The sequence below is a fragment of the Acidovorax sp. CCYZU-2555 genome (assembly GCF_018413525.1).
Classification (GTDB): Bacteria; Pseudomonadota; Gammaproteobacteria; order Burkholderiales; family Burkholderiaceae_C; genus Comamonas.
Genome location: NZ_JAHCDD010000033.1, coordinates 34338 through 57253, shown reverse-complemented (window position 1 = coordinate 57253; position 22916 = coordinate 34338). Strand labels below are relative to the sequence as shown.

At 60.2% G+C, this 22916-nt stretch carries 16 protein-coding genes and 2 pseudogenes; 8 read left to right on the top strand and 10 right to left on the bottom strand.

Annotated features, from left to right (window positions below):
- From KHY18_RS13300 to KHY18_RS13290, 3 genes and pseudogenes are all read right to left on the bottom strand, one after another.
- A pseudogene (locus KHY18_RS13300) lies at nt 1–430 on the bottom strand (hypothetical protein); the annotation flags it as partial.
- A 107-nt stretch (nt 431–537) separates the two neighbouring features.
- Nucleotides 538–1107: a hypothetical protein gene (locus tag KHY18_RS13295; RefSeq protein ID WP_213300495.1), complete on the bottom strand. Its 570-nt coding sequence runs from the start codon at nt 1105–1107 to the stop codon at nt 538–540.
- 58 nt (nt 1108–1165) lie between these two features.
- Entirely contained in the window at nt 1166–1498 is a 333-nt protein-coding gene (locus KHY18_RS13290; protein ID WP_213300492.1) for a hypothetical protein, read from the bottom strand.
- Between the two features lie 290 nt (nt 1499–1788).
- Here KHY18_RS13290 and KHY18_RS13285 point away from each other — a divergent pair, with 290 nt between their 5' ends.
- Both KHY18_RS13285 and KHY18_RS13280 read left to right on the top strand, forming a co-directional pair.
- Entirely contained in the window at nt 1789–2415 is a 627-nt protein-coding gene (locus tag KHY18_RS13285) for a class I SAM-dependent methyltransferase (RefSeq protein WP_213300489.1), read from the top strand.
- A gap of 118 nt (nt 2416–2533) precedes the next feature.
- Complete coding sequence (locus KHY18_RS13280; RefSeq protein ID WP_213300486.1) at nt 2534–3010, top strand: hypothetical protein; 477 nt, start codon at nt 2534–2536, stop codon at nt 3008–3010.
- Between the two features lie 102 nt (nt 3011–3112).
- On the opposite strand, the gene KHY18_RS13275 is transcribed toward KHY18_RS13280, so the two are convergent.
- A complete protein-coding gene (locus KHY18_RS13275) occupies nt 3113–3700 on the bottom strand; it encodes a TetR/AcrR family transcriptional regulator (RefSeq protein ID WP_249729108.1) in 588 nt (195 codons plus the stop codon).
- A 71-nt stretch (nt 3701–3771) separates the two neighbouring features.
- Here KHY18_RS13275 and bdcA point away from each other — a divergent pair, with 71 nt between their 5' ends.
- Nucleotides 3772–4485 (top strand): SDR family oxidoreductase, encoded by a 714-nt coding sequence (gene bdcA / locus KHY18_RS13270; RefSeq protein ID WP_249729107.1) that lies wholly within the window; start codon nt 3772–3774, stop codon nt 4483–4485.
- A gap of 45 nt (nt 4486–4530) precedes the next feature.
- On the opposite strand, the gene KHY18_RS13265 is transcribed toward bdcA, so the two are convergent.
- Nucleotides 4531–5511, bottom strand: a complete 981-nt coding sequence (locus KHY18_RS13265) for an AraC family transcriptional regulator (RefSeq protein WP_213300480.1) — start codon at nt 5509–5511, stop codon at nt 4531–4533.
- A 101-nt stretch (nt 5512–5612) separates the two neighbouring features.
- Between KHY18_RS13265 and KHY18_RS13260 the strand changes: the two genes are divergently transcribed.
- The gene (locus KHY18_RS13260) at nt 5613–6857 is read left to right on the top strand and encodes an MFS transporter (protein ID WP_213300478.1); all 1245 of its coding nucleotides are present in this window, start codon (nt 5613–5615) and stop codon (nt 6855–6857) included.
- 179 nt (nt 6858–7036) lie between these two features.
- Here KHY18_RS13260 and KHY18_RS13255 read toward each other — a convergent pair whose 3' ends face one another.
- Both KHY18_RS13255 and KHY18_RS13250 read right to left on the bottom strand, forming a co-directional pair.
- The gene (locus tag KHY18_RS13255; RefSeq protein WP_213300476.1) at nt 7037–8938 is read right to left on the bottom strand and encodes a UvrD-helicase domain-containing protein; all 1902 of its coding nucleotides are present in this window, start codon (nt 8936–8938) and stop codon (nt 7037–7039) included.
- Nucleotides 8935–11334 (bottom strand): ATP-dependent nuclease, encoded by a 2400-nt coding sequence (locus KHY18_RS13250; RefSeq protein ID WP_213300474.1) that lies wholly within the window; start codon nt 11332–11334, stop codon nt 8935–8937. The genes KHY18_RS13255 and KHY18_RS13250 overlap by 4 nt, the downstream gene beginning before the upstream one ends.
- Before the next feature lie 179 nt (nt 11335–11513).
- On the opposite strand from KHY18_RS13250, the gene KHY18_RS13245 reads away from it, so the two are divergent.
- The gene (locus KHY18_RS13245; protein WP_213300472.1) at nt 11514–11867 is read left to right on the top strand and encodes a transposase; all 354 of its coding nucleotides are present in this window, start codon (nt 11514–11516) and stop codon (nt 11865–11867) included.
- 358 nt (nt 11868–12225) lie between these two features.
- Here KHY18_RS13245 and hyoA read toward each other — a convergent pair whose 3' ends face one another.
- The 3 genes from hyoA to KHY18_RS13230 form a co-directional block, all read right to left on the bottom strand.
- Nucleotides 12226–16617, bottom strand: a complete 4392-nt coding sequence (gene hyoA / locus KHY18_RS13240) for an NACHT domain-containing antiphage protein HyoA (protein ID WP_213300470.1) — start codon at nt 16615–16617, stop codon at nt 12226–12228.
- A gap of 373 nt (nt 16618–16990) precedes the next feature.
- A complete protein-coding gene (locus KHY18_RS13235) occupies nt 16991–18097 on the bottom strand; it encodes a nucleotidyltransferase-like protein (protein WP_213300467.1) in 1107 nt (368 codons plus the stop codon).
- On the bottom strand, nt 18087–18764 hold the full coding sequence (locus KHY18_RS13230) for a Cap15 family cyclic dinucleotide receptor domain-containing protein (RefSeq protein WP_213300464.1): 678 nt from the start codon (nt 18762–18764) through the stop codon (nt 18087–18089). Before KHY18_RS13230 ends, KHY18_RS13235 begins: the two co-directional genes overlap by 11 nt.
- A 305-nt stretch (nt 18765–19069) precedes the next feature.
- Here KHY18_RS13230 and KHY18_RS13225 point away from each other — a divergent pair.
- The 3 genes and pseudogenes from KHY18_RS13225 (at nt 19070) to KHY18_RS13215 (ending at nt 22838) form a co-directional block, all read left to right on the top strand.
- Nucleotides 19070–20304: pseudogene (locus tag KHY18_RS13225) on the top strand (IS3 family transposase).
- Between the two features lie 677 nt (nt 20305–20981).
- Nucleotides 20982–21407, top strand: coding sequence for a ribbon-helix-helix domain-containing protein (locus KHY18_RS13220; RefSeq protein ID WP_213300461.1), 426 nt, complete (start codon nt 20982–20984; stop codon nt 21405–21407).
- A 210-nt stretch (nt 21408–21617) separates the two neighbouring features.
- Nucleotides 21618–22838, top strand: coding sequence for an extracellular catalytic domain type 1 short-chain-length polyhydroxyalkanoate depolymerase (locus KHY18_RS13215; protein ID WP_213300458.1), 1221 nt, complete (start codon nt 21618–21620; stop codon nt 22836–22838).
- Nucleotides 22839–22916 lie beyond the last annotated feature (78 nt).

Genomic DNA, 22916 nt, shown 5'->3' with positions numbered 1-22916 from the left:
TCCAGACGATGTCCTCGCCTTGCAGGTTTTGCCCCGGCTCGGAGAGAAAGCGGCCCGCAGGCGTGGTGCGCTCATGGGGAGCGATGGCCGACATCGGGCGCTCGCCTATGCCGGGCACCGAGTGGTCGCCGCGCGCCAGCCCCAGCAATACCGCCGAAGAGGCCTGCAGCCTGCCCGCGGCATCGAACACATGCACGCGTGCGGCGCGCTTGTCGATCAGCACATACGGCAGACGCTGGTTGTCCTGCGTGCTCAGAATCCAATGCGCAACCTGCTGCGCCTCGTCGCTGAGTTGCGACGGTGCACCTGTTTGACCCGCATTGGCAGCGGCTGCCGCGCCCAGGCACAACGCCAGGGCCATGCGCGCAAAGGCGCGGGTAAAAGACGGCGGCATGCGCCATGTCGGCAGAAACGGCAGGGATAACGGCATGGCGGCAGGACTTCGAGAAGAACAGGTGGGGGCCAAAACGCAAACGGCCATTTCCGCAGAAATGGCCGCTCCGGATAACTCAGGCAGTCAGCCCGGCGTTAACAAACTTAACGGTAGACGTGCTCGCCACGATTTTGCTTCCACTCATTTTCCAGATAGGTGGCATCTTCTTCGTTCTTGGTGCGCATGCCCAACAGAATGCCGCCTTCCTGGATGCCTTGTTCGTAGTGCTTCACACGCTCTTCAGGAATGTTCCAGCCGATCAGCGCGCCAATCACACCGCCGCTGGCGGCGCCGGCGCCGGCGCCCGCAATGGCGGCGGCCAGCGGGCCGGCAACCACCAGGCCAATGCCTGGAAGCGCCAGCGTGGTGCCGACGGCCGCGATGGCTGCGACGATCGCACCCAGCGTGCCGCCGATGGCGCCGCCAATGCCGGCGCCTTCGGCGGCCTTGTTGCCCAGTTCGGTTTCGACAGTGCCGACATCGGTGTTGGCGAAATGGCGGGTGCGCGTTTCGTCCGACATCACCAGGTTCACATCATCCTTGGAGTAACCGCGCGCCGAGGCCGCGTTGTACGCCGCTTCCGCGCTGTCGCGGTCGCGAAACAGACCGGTGACCAGGGGGCCGGATGCGGTGTGGGTGGTGGTGCCGGTGTGCAGGTTGGTGGTGGTGTTCATGGGATTTCCTATACGGTCAGTGATGGGAGAGATATGTGCAAACGCTCAGGCACGCAACTCAGTTGCGGTCTGCGCGGGCCGCGCGGCGCGGCGCAGGTGTGGCCGGTGCGGTGCTGCTCATGGTGTTGGGAGTGGCGTTGGTTTGCGCCCGATTGGCGGCGTCGCGCGCCTGCTGGGCCGCCGTGTCGTCGGTGCGCACCAGCGTGGCGGTGTCGGAGCGTTGAACGGCCTTCTGGTTGGCTTCGTTCGCGGTTTGTGGCGTGACGCCGATGGTCGCCGGCGTCTGGGTGGTGTTGACGGTGCTGTTCGGCGTCTGCGCAAATGCAGCCGTGGCAACCAATGCCAGTGCGGCGCCGCCCAGTGACAGTGTCTTGATCGAATTCTTGAGCATGGTTTGTCTCTTGTGGCTGATTGAGAAACGGAGGAAAAGCCATCGGCGTGTTCGCCGGATGCCCCTATCGTCGAGTGCCGCCAGGTAGTGCCGGCTGCCTTTCGACTGGACGTTCAGTGTGGACTTGGCTTGACCGCCCAACCAAGAAACAAGCGCCCGTGTGGATGTAGGTGGTTGCGCCGTCCAGAAGTCGATGTGTGGATGGCAGCCACGGCTCCTGCCCATCAAGGATGCGACACGGAGAGTTGTCAGCCCGTTTTCGCTGTGCCTGCCGTATGCAATGATTGGGCATGACACAGAGCTCCGAAGACCTGCAACAAATCGCCGCGCGCACTCTGGCGCACTATGAACAAAACGCCCAAAGCTTCTGGGAAGGCACGCGCGACCACGATGTGAGCCAGAACATCGCCGCGCTGCTCAAGCACATCGCCGTGCCCGCACCTTTTGACCTGCTGGATTTCGGCTGCGGCCCGGGGCGCGACCTGCGCACTTTCACGGAGATGGGCCACCGTGCCGTGGGCCTGGAGGGCGCGCCCAGTTCGGCGGCGCTGGCGCGCGCGCACAGCGGCTGCGAGGTGCTGGAGCAGAGCTTTCTGCAGCTCGATCTGCACGCGCAGCGCTTCGACGGAGTGTTTGCCAATGCCGTGCTGTTCCATGTGCCCAGCCAGGTGCTGCCCCAGGTGCTGCGCCAACTGCATGCCTGCCTGCGCCCGGGCGGAGTGCTGTTCAGCTCCAACCCGCGCGGGGCAGGGCAGGAGGGCTGGAATGGCGAGCGCTATGGCGTGTTCCACGACTGGCCCAGCTGGCGTGCCTTGATGACGTCCGCGGGCTTCGAGGAGCTGGAGCATTTCTATCGCCCCACAGGTCTGCCGATAGAACAGCAGCCTTGGCTGGCGAGCGTGTGGCGCAAGCGCTGAGCGCTGGCTTCATGACACGGCGCAGCTGATTTTGTCCTACGCCCGGTCGCGCGTTATCGCATGGACAAGCCGAGCCACGTATTCAAGGATGGCGCTTTGGTTCGCAAAGGGAACAATCATGAAAAACGTCGGTCTTCTTTACTCTGCCCTCATCGGCGCGGTGGCCAGCGCACGCTCCATGACACCGATGGCTACCTTGTCGGCAGCCCGGCTTCTGGGCCATTCGACGCCGGGCAAGCTCGCACTGCTCGATCGCCCGTTGTTCAAGTTCGGCGCCCTGTTCATGGGAGCGGGTGAACTGGCTGGCGACAAGATGAAGACGGCTCCTGACAGAACCGTGTTCCTGGGCCTTTTGGCCAGAGTGGCCAGCGCCGGCATTGCAGGCGCGGCCCTGGCGCCCCACGGCCGCGAGCGCGCCGGAGCGGTGGCCGCCATTGCGACCGCTGTTCCGCTGGCCTATGTGACCCTGGACGCAAGAAAAAGCGCCATGAAGCACATCGGCCAGACGCGCAGCGGCCTGATCGAAGACGCGATCATCATTGCTGGCGGTATCACTGTCGTGGCTCTCGCGTTGGGCGCGAAAGGCCGTCGATAGCCCTTACGTCAGAGATTGCCTCTCGGCGGCAATCCGCTGTCGCAATACATCTCAGGAACGTGAGATACCCTGAATCTCCGGACACGGTCTGTCCGGGCTCCATCAGCTCCCACATGCTTGCATGAGCGCTGCCCCGGCGATGCGGGCGGTGGCTTCAAGACGCTCCTTCGATTGACCATGGCGGGCGCTGGCGGAAAGGCCCGCCATGGTGGTGCAGACGAAATCGGTCAGCCGGTCCGCGTCTTCGGGGTGGCGCTGGGCAATGAAGCGGCGGATGGCGTCCTGTGCGGCAACGTGAATCACACAGGCCGCCTCGCGTGCCTGGGCTTCGTTGCTGCGAGTGCCTTCGAGCACCATACAGCCGGAAGCTTCGGGGTTGGCATAGGTGCGAGCGGCGACGACAAGCACTTCCGACAGACATTCACCCACCGGCCGATCGGCCCGCAGGATGTGCTGCAACTGCACGCCGCCTGTCACCGCATACCGGTCGAGGATGCGGCTGTAGAGCTCGGCCTTGCTGCCGAAAGCGGCGTAGAAGCTCGGAGGGTTGATCCCCAGGGCCTTGGTCAGGTCGGCCACGCTCACTGCGTCATAGCCTTGCGCATGGAACAGCGGCTGTGCGGCGGCCAGCGCTTGGTCCGGGTCGAAGCGGCGTGGCCTGCCACGGGTTTTGGGTATTTCTGTAGTCATGATTACAAAATCCTTGACAAAGCGATGGAATGAATTATGTAATAGCAGCTACATTATTCATAGGAGTGACCATGTCTTCGTTCAAGGAAAAGTCGGTTCTGGTGCTGGGCGGGAGCCGGGGAATCGGCGCCGCCATTGTGCGTCGCTTCGCAGCCGATGGCGCCAAGGTGAGCTTCACCTATTCCGGGTCGGCTGACGCCGCACGTGATCTCGCCAGCGAAACCGGCAGCACGGCGTTTCAGACCGACAGCTCCGACCGCGACGCGGTGATCGCCCGGGTGCGCGACAGCGGACCGCTGGATGTGCTCATCGTCAATGCCGGCGTCGCGATCTTCGGCGACGCATTGGATCAAGACCCGGATGCCATAGACCGCTTGTTCCGCATCAACGTCCAGTCGCCGTACCACGCATCGGTGGAAGCCGCGCGCAAGATGCCGCAGGGCGGGCGAATCATCGTGATCGGCTCCGTGAACGGGGACCGCATGCCGGTTCCCGGACTGGCCGCGTACGCGCTCAGCAAGTCGGCGTTGCAGGGCATGGCACGGGGCCTGGCGCGCGACTTCGGGCCACGTGGAATCACCATCAACATCGTGCAGCCGGGCCCCATCGATACCGAGATGAACCCGGAAGACGGCCCCATGAAGGACCTGATGCACAGCTTCATGGCGATCAAGCGACATGGACGTGCCGAGGAAGTCGCAGGAATGGTCGCCTGGCTTGCAGGCCCAGAGGCGGGTTTTGTCACTGGTGCAATGCACACCATCGATGGAGGGTTCGGGGCCTGACGGATCGGAGTCCAAGGCGGCACGAAACAGTCATCGACTGATCACTCAAAGGGCCTCACGCGTCGCACGCCGGCGCTCTTGTCGGATCGCTCCTGGGGGCTGGCCGTTGATGCGTTTGAAAGCACGGCTGAAGGCCGCCTGAGACGAGTAGCCCAGCCGTTCTGCTGCGGTGTCGATGGACATGCTTTCCTGGGCCAGCCACTGGCGCGCCAGGCGCATGCGCAACTCCGTCGCGTAGCGCAAGGGGGGCGAGCCGATGGTTAGCTCGAAACGTTGCGCGAAGACCGATCGCGAGACATGGCACTCGGCCGCCAGTTCCGCCACCGTCCAATCGCGGCCGGGCTGCCGATGCAGGGCCAAAATGGCGCGCGCCAGCCGCGGATCGCGCAACGCGGCCACCAGGCCGGAGGCATTGTCGCAGCCGCATTCAACCCAGCCGCGCACGATCATGGCCGCCACCACCTCGGCAAGGCGCGCCAGGATGCCGGCGAATCCGACCCGCCCGGAGCAGATTTCGCCTTTCATCGCCGCCAGTATGGGCAGCAGCCCGGGATAGCGCTGGCTGGCGGCATCGACCAGCATCAGGCCCGGCATCAGCCGGCCCAGGCCCTGCATGCCGCCCAGATCGAACTCCATGCATCCGTAGAACAGGATGGCGCTGGGTACCACGCTGGTGCTCGGACAGGCATCCACGGCGCTGACCGTGTCGCCCAGCGGGGCTGCCTCGAAGCTGTCGATGTCCTGGGTGGGCGCATCCGGGCTGGAGAGCAATTGATGCGCGGCTCCTTGGGGAATGAACACGGCGCTGCCCGCCGATAGTTCATGCAGCGTGCCGTCGGCGCTGCGCAGCACGGCGGAACCCACCGCCAGATAGTGGAAGTAGCCACGACCGGGCCTGGCCTCGAAGTGAAAGCCGAAGGAGGGCCCGACCTGGATGCGTCGGTACTCGACGCCGCGCAGACGCATGCCCGTCAGCAGTTCGCTGATGAGATCGGACGAGAGCGCAAATTTTTCCGGCAGATTCATCCAGGTGTTTTGATCAAAAATTCAAGACTTTTCATCATAGATCATCCTGAACACAAGCCCTAGACTTTGGCTCACGATGGTTTTTCTAAGGGTATCTTGTGATGAATGATTGCATTTGTGACGCCACTGCCGACCTGGGCAGGGCGGACCTGGCGGCGCCGACCTCGGCCGCCTGGATGGCGGTGTTCTCATTGGCGATGGGCGTCTTCGGCTTGTTGACGGCGGAGTACCTGCCGGCCAGTCTGCTGACGCCCATGGCCGGTGACTTGGGCGTGTCGGAGGCCTTGGCGGGCCAGGCAGTGACCGTCACGGCCGTGGTGGCGTTGTTCGCCGGCTTGCTGGTTCCCGGCCTGACGCGCGGGCTGGACCGGCGCGTGGTACTGCTGGGCTTTTCCGCGCTGATGATCGCTTCCAACCTGCTCGTCGCGCTGTCGTCCAGCATGGCGGTGCTGCTGGTGATGCGCGTATTGCTGGGCATCGCGTTGGGCGGCTTCTGGAGCATGGCCACCGCCGTGGCCATGCGTTTAGTGCCGGCCGCGCTGCTGCCGCGCGCCTTGTCGATCATCTTCAGCGGCATTGCGGTGGGCACGGTGGTGGCGGTACCGCTGGGCAGCTATCTGGGTGGTTTGTACGGCTGGCGCAGCGCCTTCGTGGCGGCCGCCGCCGTGGGGCTGATCACGCTGATCTTCCAGTGGTTCACGCTGCCGCGCATGGCGCCACGCAGCGTGGTCCGGCTCAGGACGATGCTCGACGTACTGCTGCGCCCGGGCATCGCCATGGGCATGCTGGCCTGCATTCTGGCCCATACCGGCCATTTCGCCCTGTTCACCTATATCCGCCCCTTCCTGGAAAGCAGCACGGGCGTGGATACCGACGGACTCGCGCTGATGCTGCTGGGTTTCGGCGTGGCGAACTTCGTCGGCACGCTGCTCGCGGGTTGGCTGATGCAGCGCAGCCTGCGCATGACCTTGGCGCTGATGCCCGCGTTGGTCGGCATTGCAGCATTGTCTTTGGTGCTGCTGCCAGCCTCTCTGGCAGGGCAGGCGCTGCTGGTCGCGTTCTGGGGCCTGGCCTTCGGTGGTGTGCCGGTGGCCTGGTCAAGCTGGGTCGCACGCTCCGTGCCCGATCAGGCCGAGAGCGCAGGCGGCATGGTGGTGGCCTCCGTGCAATCCTCCATTGCAGTCGGGGCGGCTGCGGGTGGCGCGATGTTCGGGGCCAGCGGCATCACTGGCGTGTTCATCGCCGGCAGTGTTCTGATGCTGGTCGCGGCATTGCTGATTGCGGTGCGGGTGCGCATTCCACCGCCTCCGGCTGGGGATGTGGGTGGGCTAGCGTCCCATATCTGAATCAGGGGCGAAGCGGCCGGTGATTTCGACCGCTGAACCACCTCAATCGGTCGAACATGCAGTCCAAAGCTAAGTGCTACTGAAAGTGGGGGGACGTCGCCCACCACGCTTGCATAAGACTATGCTGCTTCAACTTGGCAATCACATGACCAGCACTCAACTGCGTCTCTAGACCAATTTCAAACGAGGGTGGCGTAAAGAGTGGCTTCGTCGACGATGTCATCAGGCAGAAAGACGCCAGCTTCCTCAATCCTTGCGCGAGCTGCGGCAATATCGGCAACAAACATGACTACGGCGAGGTCGCGCGTAGCGCGTGAGCAGCACACGTAGAAGAGGCGCCTCGTGCGATCAACCACGCTGTCCAAGCCACCCGCGATGTTCTCTCTATCCGTATCCGACAGCGCAGCCATGCCGAAATACTTTTCATATGAGAACTGCCGCTGCTTTTGCCCCTCCTCATCGTCAATAAGGACGAGCACTCGCTCGAACTCAGCTCCCTTTACACCCTGTTGGGTGGCAAACGGCGATAGGTCTTCAAGGTAGTGGCGGTAGCCGGCCAACTCGCTGACAAGGCAGTTCAGAAATGCCATTACGGGTGACACTTCTGGGTCGTCGTCGCCAACAAGCTCACCTGAATCTGCGCCGAGATACTTGGCCCATGTCTCGTCGAGCTGCAGCATCTCGGCTTTCGACGCAAACAGGAGCACATCTCGAAGCGTCACATCTTTCGACTGCATGAGTCGCGCCAGTTCCGTGGTGGACGCCTGCAGTCCCTCTAAAACTTCGTGGGGATTGGCGCCTGCTAATCCAGCCGAACTCAGCAGCGGACATTCGCCACGCAATAGTGTCATCACGTCGAACTGGCGGTTCTGGTGCATTGCTGTTGCCAACGGCAACAGGTAGGTCAAGAATGGCCGCAACGGCCATGAACTACCGTCCTTAAGGCCTTCCTTGATGCTGGACGGAGAGTTATCGTTCAAAGCGGCATACAGGTTGGGGAAGCCGAGTCGAGTCGCTGCCATACGGTGCACGACCACCAATGCCCGGACGTCTGCCGTTCGGTCCTCGCTTACCCAATGCTCATCTTGGTTAACCTGTCGAAGCCATTCCCGGACCTTTGCTAGCTTCGCCGAACGGTGCTCGTCGGCCGAGAGCAGAAAGATCCTAGCAGAGCCCTCGACCGGGGCCAGAATACCGTCGATCAAGGCCATCCGGCCACGCGTCTGCACCAAGCCATCGCCTGGTTGACGAATAGCATTCACGACGCGCAGCACGCGCTGCGGACACCTGAAATTCTCCGGTTTGGTTATCGGTCGCCATTCGGCGGGGGCATCAATCGCACCAGCGCCGTCCGTGTAGATCTTCTGCATTGGGTCACCGAAGAATCCCAAGCAGAACTCGACCGGCGTGGTCTCGGCTATGCGGCGAAAGGCAGCCACAATATCCGGCCCAGTGTCCTGGCTCTCGTCGACGAACAGGACCGGATACCGGCTCGCGATGATGTCGCGGAGCAGCTGACTCTGCTCGATCAGCTTGACGGCCGCTGCAATGACCTCAGTGTGTCCAAGGACGCCCCGTGCGAAGTCACTGCCCGCACCGTACGTGAAGTGGGCTCGATGCTCTACAGTCTCAAGTTGACGCCTGTATCGGGCGATTTCTGCGACAAGACGTTCGCGCGTCGCTGGCCGCGTCCTTCCCTTGTCGTGATGCTCCTGGGCTTTGGCGATCTTTTCGTGAATGCGCTCGATAACCCAAGCTTTCAGATTTACCTGGAATGGCCGCACCACCGTCCACAAGAAGCTGTGAATCGTTGAAACGTGGAAGAGCAGATCGTTTCCCACGTCTCCCCAGATTTCCTTGACCGCCACCTCGGTGTAGGTGATGCAGGCGATCCGCTGGCCACGGACCTTGAGTTCTGTTCTCCGCGACTGCCCAAGGTGCGCGAGCGCCTTGACAAGCGAAGTCGTCTTGCCGGAGCCGGCTCCCGCGACCATTACGAAACTTCGCTGGGGACGCTCATCCAAGCAGGCGCGCAGGTCCAAGTCTGCCTGTGTATCAGGTTGTCCGATGCGCCGCGTCATGCTGCAGTAGCCTCGTTATCACCGAGCGGCAGTAGCGGCAGCGGCAGCGGAGCCAGCGGAGGCAGCGGAGGCAGCGGAGGCAGCGGAGGCAGCGGCGCCAACAATGGCTGCGGCCGCGGATCGACCTGACTCTCAAGCCATTGAAGTCCTTCCGAGATGTAGCTTGGTACTACCCAGGTCGTGGGATCTTCAGCCAGCAGTGCAAGCGCGAAGTCAGTCTTGTGGAAGCTCGCGTTCTTGACCTTGTGGTACAGGCTCTGCGAGATTTCGTCGATATCCAGCTTGTTGCTGCCCTTGATGCGCAAACCGAGTTCCTTGCGTTCGATATCCTGACACCACGCCAAGTTTTGCAACGCGAAGGCCTCTTCCAAGGTCCGGCCTGTCTTGGCTTCCGTCATCCCACGCCAGTGCACCGCGACGGGCGTTTGATAGGAGACGCGCACAAGCGCGTCGCCAGTGGCAGCACGTGGTTGGATTCGCTGATCGACGGTCGCAGCAAGCAATTCGGCGATGGTGTTGCATGCTGGAAGCCACTTGACCAGCGTTTGATTCGACGTCAGCGCACCCGCTTCGTGAACCATGCATGCCTTTCGTCCGCGACGAACCACCGCAGCCTCTTCGTCGCCGTCGGGATCCGCGTTGGCGTCGTCTTCGTCGACCGGTTTTTCGTTTTCAGCTTGCTGAGCTCCGGCTGCCGGCGGCGAGACACTGTCGATGTCTGTCACGATCAAGGCTGTCAGCCCCAGGAAGTCGATGAGACCCTTGAACCGGTGACCGAAAGCGCCGCCAATCTCTAGGATACTGACGAAGTGAGATTGCAGCCGTGGCGCTGCCTTGGCGATCATCTGCGGCATCAGCAGCCGTTCGACATTACCCTCCACCAAGATTGCGGCATCGGCGAAGAACAGGTCGCAGTGCGTGATCCTCAGATAGCGTTCAAGAAAATCTCTCGTGCGATCTTGCGGATCGGCCGGATCGTTGGCCGCCTCATAGAAGGTTGCCATGCTCAGAACCTGAGATTGCTGCACAGCGGCGTCGGCAACGCGGCGGAAATAGCGGATCGGCCGAAAGCCCCGCTCAAATAACACATGCGGAGAGTGCGTCGACACAACAAGTTGGCTACTGCAATACGGTGCATCCTCATTGGGGACCGTGAGAATGTCTAGCACCTTGCGGATGAACACTTGCTGCAATTGCGCATGTAGGTGTGCTTCTGGCTCCTCAATGAATATCAGATGCAGGGGGGGACGATTCTCCTCAATGTCCAACCACCTGGCGTGAACGTCCAACAACTCGACGACCATGTAGATAAGATTTTTGAATCCAAGGCCGTTGTACCGATCGGGCAACGTGGCTGGTGTACCAGCCGCGTTCACCGCGCCGACCACGTAGTGGACCCGAGCGCCTTCATGGCTGCTAAGGATCGTTGCCGGGTTGAGAGCGGTCTTGATCAAAAGCCGTGGGTTATTAACGCCGGGATAGCCAAGCTGCGCAAGCCGTTCAAGCGTGGGACCAAAAACACGCTCCAAGTGCTCGTTCAGTAAGGCCTCCGACTGCGCCAATACCCGCTGGGCATCATAGTCCTCGCCCCTCTTTTCCAGGTTCCGATCGTAGAAGCGACTAAGGCAACGTGATAGATCCTCAGATCTCGCGCCACCACTGGAATCGGACAGGTGGCGCTGGGCATGCAAAAAGTCCACCTTGACGAGACCGGCCAGCACGTCCCTGCCGCTGCGGCCTTTGTCCGGCATCAAGCGCAATGGTATGTAACCTTCGACAGAGTGCAAGTTGGCGTCGAACTGTGCACTATCGAGAACGTAGTAGCGCAGCTCGAAATCCCGCCGGAGACGGTCGCCGATCGCATCGGCCAAGTAGTCGCACAGCGTGCGCGGCTGCGGGTCGTAACCCGCACCACCTTGAGGCTGGCCCGGTCCAGCATCAGCAGCCGCTGGAGATTGGCCTGCGGGTTGGGCACAAAAGAGTTGCGCGCACGCACGCGCTTCTCGAAAGCTGGCCTTAAGAGTCTGGGCGTCTATTGCAGCGAGTTCGACCCGAATCCCGACTCGACTGCCTTGCCATTCCAAGTTTGGCAGCAAATCTACAACTCGGTGCAAATCGACCGGTTTGACGCTGAACCAAATGTCAATGGAAATGGTCGGCAGTTCGGTACCTTCAACGCCCTCACCAAACGCATTGATGGTGTCCCAACACTCGGAACTAAAATCGTGAAGCGAAAAACGCTCCCGCGCAGCCGAAGTGAACAACTGGAGCGCATGTGCCGCTGATGTCTTGCCGCTGTTGTTGGCACCGACAAATATGGAAATGTCCGATGCCAAATCTATGCGAACGTCCTTGAGGCGTCGGAAATTGTGGATACGGATGGTCTCGATGAACATGCTTTCCCTCCCTTTTTCGAAGATAGTACGGGACTATCTTTCGGTTGGGTAGCCGCCCCGAAAATAATGTTCATTGGAAACCCGTTGGAACTTCGCCTCACGTATGCGTCCGATAATCCCATCTTTATGCTGAATAGCTCTTTGAGCAATATCGCGTCCACGAAACAACCGTGCACACGATGCTCGAAGATTCTCAATCCCCTCGCTATTCGGTGCCGCGCACGCGTCGCACCTATGCACCACAGTTCAAGGCCGAACTGATCGCCGCGTGTCTGCAGCCCGGCGCATCGCTTGCCTCCACGGTGCGTGCACACGGCATGAATGCCAATGTGCTGCATCGCTGGCTCAAGGAGCATAGCCTGGGCCAGCACCGCATCGCCTGCGATACTGCCCACGCACCGGGCCAGCCAGCCGGGTCCAAGAATTGCTGCCGCATCGCTGGCAGGCTGAGAGAGCCTGACCAATACATTGCGCGACCGGCAGCGGTCAACATGGGATCGTCGCGCTGTTACCGTATATCGGCAGAAAGGTAAGTCTCGACGGCTTCCAGCTTTTGCTGCTCTGAATATTTTTGCAAGTTGGTGTCTCGGATGAGTCCAACTATTTGGGGTCAGTTCACATTTACGTGGATACGATGGTGCTTGGAAGTCCTCATTCAGGGTAGATGGGATGGCCGGACGGATACCGCGTGGCGTTGTCAGATGAGGTACGGAAACACGTATTGGCCGGTAACCTTGCCCAGGATGAAGACTAGGAATAAAGGTTCCAGTGGCTGCCCTTACGAGACGGCGTGTCCGATGGTGTGACCACCATTGTCGGCATCATTGAAATGTCAACGCCTTCGAGTATGACCTATTGCTAATCGTAGTCGTAGAGCCTCGAGACCGAGGTTCAATTTCGTCTTTCCGCCTTGCCGGCTGCTTTGCTGGGTGCTTTCCTCTTCACGCCCGGTGTGCCCGACGCTGTTGGTTCCGACACCTTAGCGCTGCCCGCCTCTTTCTCAAGCCTGGGCGTGAGATCCAACACTCGAGCCATGACGCGCGCGTCACCGCCAAGGCGCTGTTGTGCAAGTTGAGCTGCCTCATTCAGCATTTGCTGGAGCTGATGCCTATCGATCAGCACGCCTGTGTCGGGGTGCTTCCAGCGCTTATTTGCATCGGCGATCGTCACCACCAGACATCCGGTCCGGGCATTGCTAGCCGCCATGTACTTGTTGATCAGCTGGTCCTCAATGGTGTTACGCAGCTCCCTGCCCGAACGCGGTTTCTCGCCGATCTTCAACTCGATCGTGGCCTGGTAGCCCGATAGCGCCCGGAACTTGATGTCAGTTTCCTTGCCGTCAACGGTGACGGATTCCTGGTCGACCGTGTAGGCGCCTCTGGCCATCAAATTTAACTCGTGCGCGATGGCCGGCCGCAATGAGTTTTCGTCGGTGACCATCGCCCATGCCGCCCTGGGAGCTGTGTCTTGAAGCATCAGACCCTGAAGATCATCCAATCTATTCATCAGTACATGCGCCATGTCGGTGCTGGTCGCCGGAGGAAGTTCAAGGCCACGGTAGAGCATCGCAAGCTCTGCCATCGTCGCCACGCTGGCGTCGGCTTCCTCAGCTAGGCGCTCCTGTGCAAGGGCCGCGATGCGATATCTTGCATGGGCAAACATCGGATCAGAGGCAAGTTCCAACTTGGCTTGGAAGGCATCTACGCCCGTGGCCTGGATCAGTTCATCGAATACATAACGTCGACCATCTTCCGCGTTGTCGCGTGAGCCCGGCGAATAGACGTCTTCATGCTGCTCGTCATTCTCTGGCCTCACGTGCCGATAAACCGCGCGGGTGAGCCTAAGCAACGTGTCTGGCGGGAGCGCCTTGCTCCAGTTGGCCTTACCTCCGACGCCGCGCTCGTTGAAGAGGCTTCCGATCACCTTCACGGCAATGCCATTGGCCTCCACCGGCAACGTGTCGAGATGGTGCAGCAACATGGCGGTGCCACGGGCAGGATCGAGGTGGAACAGCACCGGCAGCCAGAAGAAAAGAAAAGGGGTATGACCCGCCGCACTCACCTGCCGAATGGCGAGCTCCTGGATCCACCGTCGGGTCGCTGAGTCCCCATGAGTCAAGAGTACGCGGATGACCTGGTCAAGCTTAGCTTCTGCGCTTGGATTCTGCGATTTGCGCATTAGGGTCATGCCAGGTCCGGCAAGCCATTCGATCAGGCGAGGTTGCAGAACGCGAGCGATTTCCTGACGCCCATACCGCAAGCTTTGCAGCAGCATGGAGTGCCATCCTGCATCACCGCCGGGCTCCTTGAGCTCATCATTCAGTTCGCCACTGAGCACACGTTCGACGACTGGGCCGTAGCCTTCGGCCAGTGTTGCAAGCCAGTCAGGCAGCCCGTTGAGCTCCAGAAGCGCGTACCTGACGGCCAACTCGGCATCTCGCTCACTGAGAGTCTTAGTCCATCTTGGATCTTCTGCTTCGGCATACAGGCCCATCAGGCCGATCGACCACACCACTAGGTAAGTGTTTTTCCCTGCCGCTTGGCGCTCCTCGCGCAGCGTGGGCTTCATCCCACGCCAATAGGTCATCAAACTGCGGCGCAGCGCGTCTGTAACGTCGGAAGAAAAACACTGCTCAAGGAATGCGCGGTCCCACCGGCCCTGATTGTTGTTGTGAGACTTTTTGCGCATCACTTGCCAGAGGTTCCGGATGGTGGTGTCCACTCGCCCCGGCGCCAAGGCCAAGGCGGGTCGCGTAGCGAGCTCAGTCCAGAAGGCGGTCCAATCCTTCTTGTTCTGGGCTTGCTTCTGTTGTTGCCGCTCGTTGCGCTTGCGCTGCTGCTCAAGCATTTGAAGGGTTTCAGGTTTCTGACCCCTTGCCTTAAGGTACTCAGCAAGTTTATTCGTGAGTGCGGGCGAATCGGCGACCGCAGCCTGCACGGAATCTATGACGCTATTGGGGCCGTCAGCTGGCATCAGGGATATACTCATGTGCAGCAATACGGTGCGGCGCTTGCCGTCCGCGCTGATCTCACCCAGCGCTTTCACGATCCACGGATGATCCTTGTCCTGGTTGTACTCGATAGGCCCCTGGAACAGCAGCCGCCAGACCATGGATTGAGGCTCGCGACGCGGCACCAACCGAGCAATGCAGGCGTAGTCTGCTTCAAACACAAGACGTCGCCGCTCCAATGGCAAAGCGTTGAGCAGCTTGGCGAGATGGAGCTTGCGTTCATCATCTAGTGACGAATCGCCGGCTGCCCGGTATGCCAGCACGGCTGCTTCTATGAGATCAAGTACTTTGCTGCCGTGCTCCAGCAGCCGCACGCACAGCGCTCTCAAGATATAGGAAGCCTGCATGCGCCCTTTGCGATCGCCCAAGGCATCGTCCGCAGCAACAACAACTACCAAGCTGCGCGTGAGTGCCAGCACACCGGGTAACAAAGACTCCAGTCGGCCCAGGCTTAGATCGGCCTTCTCGATCACCCGGGCCATGTTGCTGGCGAAGAAGTCCTCACGACGCTGGCTGGTCTGCACATGCGACAACACAGCAATCAACTGGTCCTCGTTGACATGCTCAGGATAGAAATGAGTGGCGATCCAGCGTGCAATGCGGGCATTCCAGCCTGGTGCAAGTGAAACGGCTGCATCGAGGAGGGCGTCGACACGGTAGTCGCCAAGTTCAATAAGGGCATCGAGAGCGTCAAAGCGCTCGCGATCACCGGCTTTCGCGTCCCCTGCGATGGTGACCACAAGATTGGCACACTTTGCGTACCGTCCCAATGCGACAAGTTTGATGAGAATCGTGCGCACTTCCGGGTTCTCGATACCTGACGACCACGCAGTTAGAATGACATCCTGAAGCGGCTTGCGCGCGAGTCGGTCAAGCTGTAGATCAGGAACGCCTATTCCGCGCCACTCACCGACACCATGGCGCTCGACGAACGCCTGCAGCGCGCGACGGCACTGAAGGTCGCTCAGCGACTCTGGGTCGCCGTAGGTCAGCAGGGTGTCGGGCTCGACTGCCAACACGGCATCGAATACGTCCTGGCGAAGCAGGGCAAGCCATCCCGCCACAGGCCTCATTGAAGGCTTCGGCAGTATGGCCTGGGTGTCGGAGAGGCTGAAGAGCATCCGCTTTGCCGCAGACACCGCTAGCGCGCCACATTCGATCATGTCGTTGATCTGGCTGGCTGCCAAGAACTCGACCACCGACCTATGGTGAAAACGGACGCGTCCGTAGCCGCCCTCTGCAAATATTGGCCGCTCCAGCAAGGTCACGATCTCGGTTGCGGTCCAGTCCGACAGCAACTCGCTAGGAATCAGCGGTACGTCGCCGGATCCTTCGACGTCCGCCCCTGCGCTGTGCCGGATGGTCAGGCGACGGCTCAATATGGCTGCGAGCGCTAACCGCTGCGCGCCCACGCGGGCTTTGTTCAGCGTCAGGTCTGCCTTCTCCTGTCGGTCCGCACGTGCTACCAAGCGGGCGTGGATGTGACTCTTAATCTGTTCGAAATGTGCTCGGATCTGATGGTGATCCCGCCAGTCGTCGCATAACTCTATTAGATCCTGCGGGCGGCGCGCAAAATCGCCTGCATGGCGGGCATGGATGGCCGCCAGCAGCTCTTCTGGTTTGCCCACGCCCTGGCCGCCGGAGAACTCAACGATGTCTTCGTCCGACAGTGCCAACAGACTGACCTCCCTGAACGGAGGTGGCCGATTCTTGGCGTCCGCGGCTGGGCCGTCAATGGCGATGCGAACGAACTCTTCTTCATTGCCGCCGTCGGTCACCGCCTTTGGTACAGGGAGCAGCTCCGCAAACGCTTTGCGGTCGATGTCCACGGGACGCGAGGTCACCACTATGGTGGCTCGTCCCCAACCACCTTCCAGATCATGCCGCAAACGTTCGAGTGCGTCGCGGAAGTCCGCGTGAGCCAGCTGCAGCTCGTCGATGGAATCTAGAAAGAAGTAGCCGGCTTGCGATGAGGAGGCTCGCCAATCGTCGAAGCGCTTCTGGTGGTCGCCATAGAGACACAGGCGGACGCCGCTGGCTGCAACCTCCTCCAGACGCAGGAAGAACGCTGCCTCACCGCCCTCGAAAAGCAGTTTGGCTTGTGCCTTGCACTCGTGGGTCTTGCCGCTGCCGGCTTCGGAGATCAGCAGGATGCGTTGAGACTCAAGCAGTTGAGCCCAGCCGATGCCTTTGCCCAAGTGCATCTGATCGCGATCGTCAAAGATGTCTCGTGATGTCACAGCGCCGACTATGGGGCCAAATTTTCTTTGCATGGGATCAGTTTATGCAGCCCCGCTGCGTATGTTGGTCGATGGCAAGAACGCGGTGGTTAAACTCAGCGGCTGTCGGACGCGCAAAACTCAGCCTCACCAGCCAGCTGCAACGCGAAACGCTTGTGTCGGCATAAACAATGGCGAAGTTGGCGCAGTGCCTTCCCATTGCATATGGCGTTCAGGCGCGCAGTGATGGCGCTCGCATTGAGCACGAGGTCGACGTGTTCTTCTAATGCTGGGTCGCCGAAGGCTGCGAAGTTTTTACAGGTTCAGGCTAGTTTTAGTGTGATTTTCAGGTCGCCCATTGGCCACATGTTTCATAGAATTATTTGTGAATGATGGAAAAACTCAAGGGCTGCGAATCAATTCGCAGCTAAATCAAGAGTTCGCTCTCAACTTTAGCCCGCCATGCCGGGAAGCTGGTAGCTACGTCAGGCTGCAATTCCTGGGCTATGCGTAGAACTAGTATGTTCAATTCCTCTGACATCTGCGCTACTGCCGTGACGTCGTCGGCAGACTGAATGATCGTTCGGCTGCCGTCGACGGTGTGTAGAGTTCTCAGTCGAGCCTCGTTGTGCGAGAGCATGTAAAACCAGTTTTGGACGGCGGCCAGAATTTTCCCTTCGTAGTAGGGCGAAGTGATTAGGTCGGAATCTGGCATTGCATAGACGAGCGACATGATGTTGAAGCTGGACAGCGCGATCGGCGCATCGGAGTCCTCCTTCATGTTTTTGAGCAATCGAATAGCCTTCTTGCATCCTCCACCCGTACGAGCCTCTTTCTCATTGATCAAGGCTCGCACTTTGAAGGGATAGTTCGTGATGATCTCATACGCCCTCTTATCGTACACCTGGATTCCACGGTCCTCGGCATTGTTCGTTCGTTGATAGTCAGCTGTCTTGTACAAAACCGATGGAACAACATCAATATCGCGGAGAAGAGAACCCTCCGTCACAGTGATGCATTTTGCCCCCGAGTCGTCAATTTTCGCCGAAGGAAAAGCAGCTTGAATTACCGAGCAGCACTCTGAGCGCAACGTAACGATTTCGGTAACTGTATTGCTCGAGCTGGACGAGTAACGGTAGGCGGAAACTCCGGTACTATCGTAAACAAAGTATGTCTGTGGCCAAACAAGCATATCAACGTCACTGACACGCCTAAGATGTACATTTAGTGGAAGCGAGCCTTGAAGCTCGATCAATACTGACTTCCCGCGCCTCTGAAGCCCTGAGTCAATCTGCTTCGCGACCCTTTCTGCCTCACGGTAGCTGATAGCAGTGTATTGTGCATCTACCTCCTGCATCGACACCAATGCATACTGAAAATTCTTGGACTTAGTTTTGCTTCGATAGCCTTCAGTTACTGAATCAAGGATCGCGCTGTTTGCAGCGAAATCGACACTCTCATTGCGCCTCGTAACACCAGAGCTGTTACGTCGTGCGTTTACTCTACCAATCCGATTTGAATAATCAGTGGCCATGGGTCTTTCTCGTAAGTTTCATGCGGCCGCCTGTGTAGCGGCCTCCACCATTGAAATATGTTGCCTCTGCGGACGATCCATCCGTCCCGATACGCCACTCCGCATAGCCAAAATGTGCCTTCAGCTCAGGTTCACCGTGGCGCGGCTCGTTCCGGTAGCTGTACATCAGGATGTAGCCGACGTCTTCTTCCTGCACGATGGAAGCAGCAACGCTGTGTGAACGCGATTGCTCCGTCTTGGAATAGATCCTGATCTTCTCCCAGCCTTGCGAAATTGTTACCTCCGCAGTCCATCTGTACTTCACCTCGCCTGTGCTGGCATCAATGGTTTCACCTGCACAGTCCCATTTACCCCGCAAATCCGGAATATCCAAAAATAGATGAACCAACCACGTACGCCAGGCCCACTTATCAAAGGCCAGATGACCCAGCGTGTAGAAAATTGCCGCCGTGAGCGGGAGCGTCCAGTATGCACGTTCTTGCAAAAGCCCCCAGCGCTCTCCATAGCTGATTACTGTGGCGATTAAGACGGCTAGTGCCGAACTGGCTAATCCCGCCACTATTCCAAGAAACCGGCCAACCGTAGCTCGGCTATGGCCTATAACAGCATATTCATGATTTGAAGCCACACTTTTCCTCCAACGCAACTCTAACAGATGATGCTTCATCCGCGACTACCCCGGAAAAACACTTAGCGCACGTGATTTTGACGGGGGTGCAAGGCATCCTTGATGAAATCACTATGTTTATAGTGCATGAATGTGCGGAAGGGCATGCAGCAGCATTGCTTCAGTGCGATTTCAAACTGCTCTACCGGGGGCAACGTTTGAGACTAGGGCAGTCTGTGCCGCGGGCGCTCGCAGAGACTACTCTGGGGTCACTAACACTGCCTGCATTGTTCGGCTGAAAAGGGGCTGGAACGGCCCCCTGAATCTCAGGACACAGTCACCCACCTAAGATAAGAGGTAGACATATGACTGTATTTATGACCAACATGAAGTCTGAGAGTGCATCGGAGGTGGTCGGGCCAGAGCGGCGTCGGCGCTGGTCTCTGCAAGACAAGCTGCAGATGGTCCGCGAAAGCTATGAGCCGGGTAACTCTGTTTCCATGGTTGCCCGGCGCCACGAAGTGAACCCGAATCAGCTGTTCCTGTAGCGCAAGCTGCACCAGGCCGGCGCTCTGTCTGCCGTGTCCGCAGGCGAGGCAGTGGTTCCCACATCGGAGCTTGCGAAAGCGCTCCAGGAGATCAAGGCCTTGCAGCGAGTGCTGGGCAAGAAGACCCTGGAAAACGAGATCTTGAAGGAAGCGGTGGAGTACGGCCGAGCAAAAAATTGGATTGCACGCTTGCCCTTGTTGCCGGAGGACGACCGTTGAAGCCGGTCTGCGAAGTCCTTGGCGTAGCGCGCTCGGGAGCAACGGCACGGCGTGCATGGCCTGCACACTGGCGTGATGGCTGGTCGACGCGCCGCACGCACGATGAAGCCTTGGTCGGCGAGCTGCGCGAGGCGGTTGCTCATCTGCCGAGCTATGGCTACCGACGCGCCTGGGGCGTACTGCGTCGTCAGCGCGAGGCACGCCAGGCCCCGGCGATTAACCTAAAGCGGGTGTACCGCGTCATGCGTACGCACGGTCTACTCTTGGCACCTAAGCCAGTGCCACTGCGCCCGGAGCGTTGCCATGAAGGCCGCGTAGTTGTGGATGCGAGCAACCTGCGATGGTGCTCCGATGGCTTTGAGTTCCGGTGCGATAACGGCGAGCCGGTGCGCGCCACGTTCGCGCTGGACTGCTATGACCGCGAAGCGATGAGTTGGGCTGCGACCACCGCAGCGCAGACAGGTGACATAGTGCGCAACGTAACGCTGGCAGCCGTGGAGCATCGGTTCGGTCAATCACTGCACAAGCGTTCCATTGAGTGGTTGACCGATAACGGAGCACCTTACGTCGCCCGGCGTACGCGAGCCTTTGCACTGGACATCGGCCTGGAGCCTTCTACCACGCCTGTATGCTCACCGCAGAGCAACGGATGGCCGAATCTTTTGTGAAAGCGCGATTACATCGCCTTCATGCCCAAATCCGATGCGCGCACGGCGATTGCCAACCTGGGGCTCGCCTTCGAGCATTACAACGAACACCATCCGGACAGTGCCTTGAAATACCGCTCGCCTCTCGAGTTCAGGCAGTTGAGAAATTTCCTAAACAAAGGGTGATTTGGTGTCCGGAGATACGGGTAGCAGCCCAGTTGCAGCGGGCGTAGCGGCAGCTCTACCTCGGACGCTCAATAGATATGCAAAATAGCTCGCGATAAGCAGCACTTTCGATGCTCTGTAGCAGCCTAAAGAACCCCCAATACGGAGCATTTTACGCGCCGCCCAGCGCTTGGAAGGGCACAGCAATGGGGTTTGCATGAGGTTGGGTGCTCGCACTTCTGTCTAGATAAGTCCTGATTTATCGAGAAAGCAAGCCGTGCCGGACCACCGCTAAGGGTGGGCCGTGACACCGGTTTTCCTCCTTTAAACGCTGCTGGCAAACGCTCCGCTTGTGGACCCATCCACCGCTTTCCCCCGCCTTTTTATACTTCGCTTTATCTAATTTCAATTTATTGACGCATCATATCTCTCATTGTGGTGCGTTACATTTAATTCGTGGGTTTTGAAAGAGTCACTCCAAAAATAGCCCACGCCAAGAGACAAGCGGCGCCAATCCTCGATCCGTCGTCACTCACGGGTGCTTCCGTCACCCATGGACCGAAATGCACAAAGAAATGCGCCGGCGGCATGCCGCCGAACCCCACAACCCGTAGCGGGAAAATGCGGTCAAGCCTTGAATTCATGCAAAATAACTCCAGATACCATCCATGTGGATGGTTAATGCAAGGAAAACTGCCATGAACGACTTGATGCCTGGGGCTGCGCTGCGCGCCAAGGGGGGGGACTCCGAGAAGATCACCATCAATCTGGGCTTTGTGGATCTGGGCCACATCGATTTGCTGGTGGCCGAGGGCGTGTACTCCAACCGCACCGACTTCATTCGTACGGCGATACGCAATCAGCTGACGGCGCAGGCGGATACCGTGCGCCAGATGGTGGCGCGCAAGATGCTTGTTCTGGGGCTGCAGCGCTTTGGCCGCGCCGAGCTCGAGGCCGCGCAGGCCGCAGGCGAGCAACTGGATATCCGCGTGTTGGGGCTGGCGTCCATCGATGGCGATGTGCCTGCGGAGTTGGCGCAGGCGACGATTGCCTCGGTCACCGTGCTGGGCGCGTTTCAGGCCAGTGCCGCGGTCAAGGCCGCGCTTGCGGGGCGCATCCATTGAGAACTATTTCGTAGCGATAAGGCGCTGCTGTCTTGCCCACAGCATTGCCAGCAGGAGACGGCATGCGGATTTCAATGTCATGCGTGCCAAGCGGCCCAGTCCACCGCGGCAAAAGGTTACCGGGCCAATCCCGCGCACTCGCTTTCAGGGTGCATGGGCCTGTGCAATTGCTTTACTCATTCGGGCACCTTGCCCGACCAAGGATTTCCCATGGACTGGAATATCGACCTCAAGCAGATGATCGCGACCACGGCGCCGCTGATTCAGCGCGGCGCGCTGATGGAAGCCACGCAAGCCATTCAGAGCGCCTTGGGCGCAAAGACCTTGAAGCGGCAGACGCCTTCGGCCGAGGCTGCGGGCCCTGCGGCAGCGAATGCTTCCACCCCGCGCCCCACGCGCGCATGGCACGCCATGCCCGGCCACCAGGCCGACGTGCAGGATGTGGAAGTTGTCGACCGCGGCGCGGCGCGCGCGCGGCCCGATGCGGTGGGTGCGCCTGCCGCGTCTGACGCGCAGGCCCCGGGCAGCTTTCAACGCATCGCGTTTTCGGCGCCTGCCGGCGCTGCGCAAAACCATTACTGGCTCTATGTGCCGCCCGGCGCCGCAAGCCCCGGGGCGGGGCCCCTGCCGCTGGTGCTGATGCTGCATGGTTGCACGCAGAACCCGCAGGACTTCGCTACCGGCACCGCAATGAATGCCGCGGCCCAGGCGGTCAACGCGCTGGTGCTTTATCCCGCGCAATCGCACGATGCCAATCCCAAGGGCTGCTGGAACTGGTTTCGCCCGCAGGACCAGGCGCGTGGCGGCGGCGAGCCCGCGACGCTGGTGGCCATGGTGCGCGACGTGATGCGCCACCACCCGGTCGACGCGCAGCGCATCTATGTCGCGGGCCTGTCGGCCGGGGGCGCGATGGCGGCGCTGCTGGCGCGTGAATATCCCGATCTTTTTGCGGCGGTGGGCGTGCATTCGGGCCTGCAGCCGGGCGCCGCGCGCGATGTCATGGGCGCGTTGTCGGCCATGAAGAGTGGTGCCAAGGTGCCGGCACCGGCGCGTGCGGCGCAGATGGGCGCCGGGGACTCGCCGCCCGCGCTGATTGTGTTTCATGGCGATGCGGACCGGACCGTGCATGTGAGCAATGCCCAGCAATTGACGGATGCCACGCTCGCGGCGCGCGGCCTGCCTTTTGGCGAGGGTTCGGGCCGGGTGCAAAGCGGGCAATCGGCGGCGGGTCAGCGCTACACGCGCACGATTCATGTCGCCGAAAATGCGCAGCCTTCGGGCTCCGATACGGTGGTCGAGCAATGGATATTGCACGGCGCCGGCCATGCCTGGGCCGGAGGCGATGCGCGCGGCAGCCATACCGACCCGCGCGGCGTGAACGCCTCGCAAGAGATGCTGCGCTTCTTCATGGAGCACCCTCGGCGGCGTTGAGTGCGCGGCCTGGCGCCCCAGGCCGTGGATCCTGGGCGCGCTTGCAGCAAGGCGGCATGTTGTCCGACCGGAGGCGGG

Coding starts and splice junctions, on each gene's coding strand:
- KHY18_RS13290 (WP_213300492.1), bottom strand. CDS start 1,498: ATGCTCAAGAATTCGATCAAGACACTGTCACTGGGCGGCGCCGCACTG.
- KHY18_RS13260 (WP_213300478.1), top strand. CDS start 5,613: ATGAATGATTGCATTTGTGACGCCACTGCCGACCTGGGCAGGGCGGAC.
- KHY18_RS13265 (WP_213300480.1), bottom strand. CDS start 5,511: ATGAATCTGCCGGAAAAATTTGCGCTCTCGTCCGATCTCATCAGCGAA.
- KHY18_RS13285 (WP_213300489.1), top strand. CDS start 1,789: ATGACACAGAGCTCCGAAGACCTGCAACAAATCGCCGCGCGCACTCTG.
- hyoA (WP_213300470.1), bottom strand. CDS start 16,617: ATGCAAAGAAAATTTGGCCCCATAGTCGGCGCTGTGACATCACGAGAC.
- KHY18_RS13245 (WP_213300472.1), top strand. CDS start 11,514: ATGCTCGAAGATTCTCAATCCCCTCGCTATTCGGTGCCGCGCACGCGT.
- bdcA (WP_249729107.1), top strand. CDS start 3,772: ATGTCTTCGTTCAAGGAAAAGTCGGTTCTGGTGCTGGGCGGGAGCCGG.
- KHY18_RS13230 (WP_213300464.1), bottom strand. CDS start 18,764: ATGAAGCATCATCTGTTAGAGTTGCGTTGGAGGAAAAGTGTGGCTTCA.
- KHY18_RS13215 (WP_213300458.1), top strand. CDS start 21,618: ATGGACTGGAATATCGACCTCAAGCAGATGATCGCGACCACGGCGCCG.
- KHY18_RS13255 (WP_213300476.1), bottom strand. CDS start 8,938: ATGACGCGGCGCATCGGACAACCTGATACACAGGCAGACTTGGACCTG.
- KHY18_RS13250 (WP_213300474.1), bottom strand. CDS start 11,334: ATGTTCATCGAGACCATCCGTATCCACAATTTCCGACGCCTCAAGGAC.
- KHY18_RS13275 (WP_249729108.1), bottom strand. CDS start 3,700: ATGACTACAGAAATACCCAAAACCCGTGGCAGGCCACGCCGCTTCGAC.
- KHY18_RS13220 (WP_213300461.1), top strand. CDS start 20,982: ATGAACGACTTGATGCCTGGGGCTGCGCTGCGCGCCAAGGGGGGGGAC.
- KHY18_RS13235 (WP_213300467.1), bottom strand. CDS start 18,097: ATGGCCACTGATTATTCAAATCGGATTGGTAGAGTAAACGCACGACGT.
- KHY18_RS13295 (WP_213300495.1), bottom strand. CDS start 1,107: ATGAACACCACCACCAACCTGCACACCGGCACCACCACCCACACCGCA.
- KHY18_RS13280 (WP_213300486.1), top strand. CDS start 2,534: ATGAAAAACGTCGGTCTTCTTTACTCTGCCCTCATCGGCGCGGTGGCC.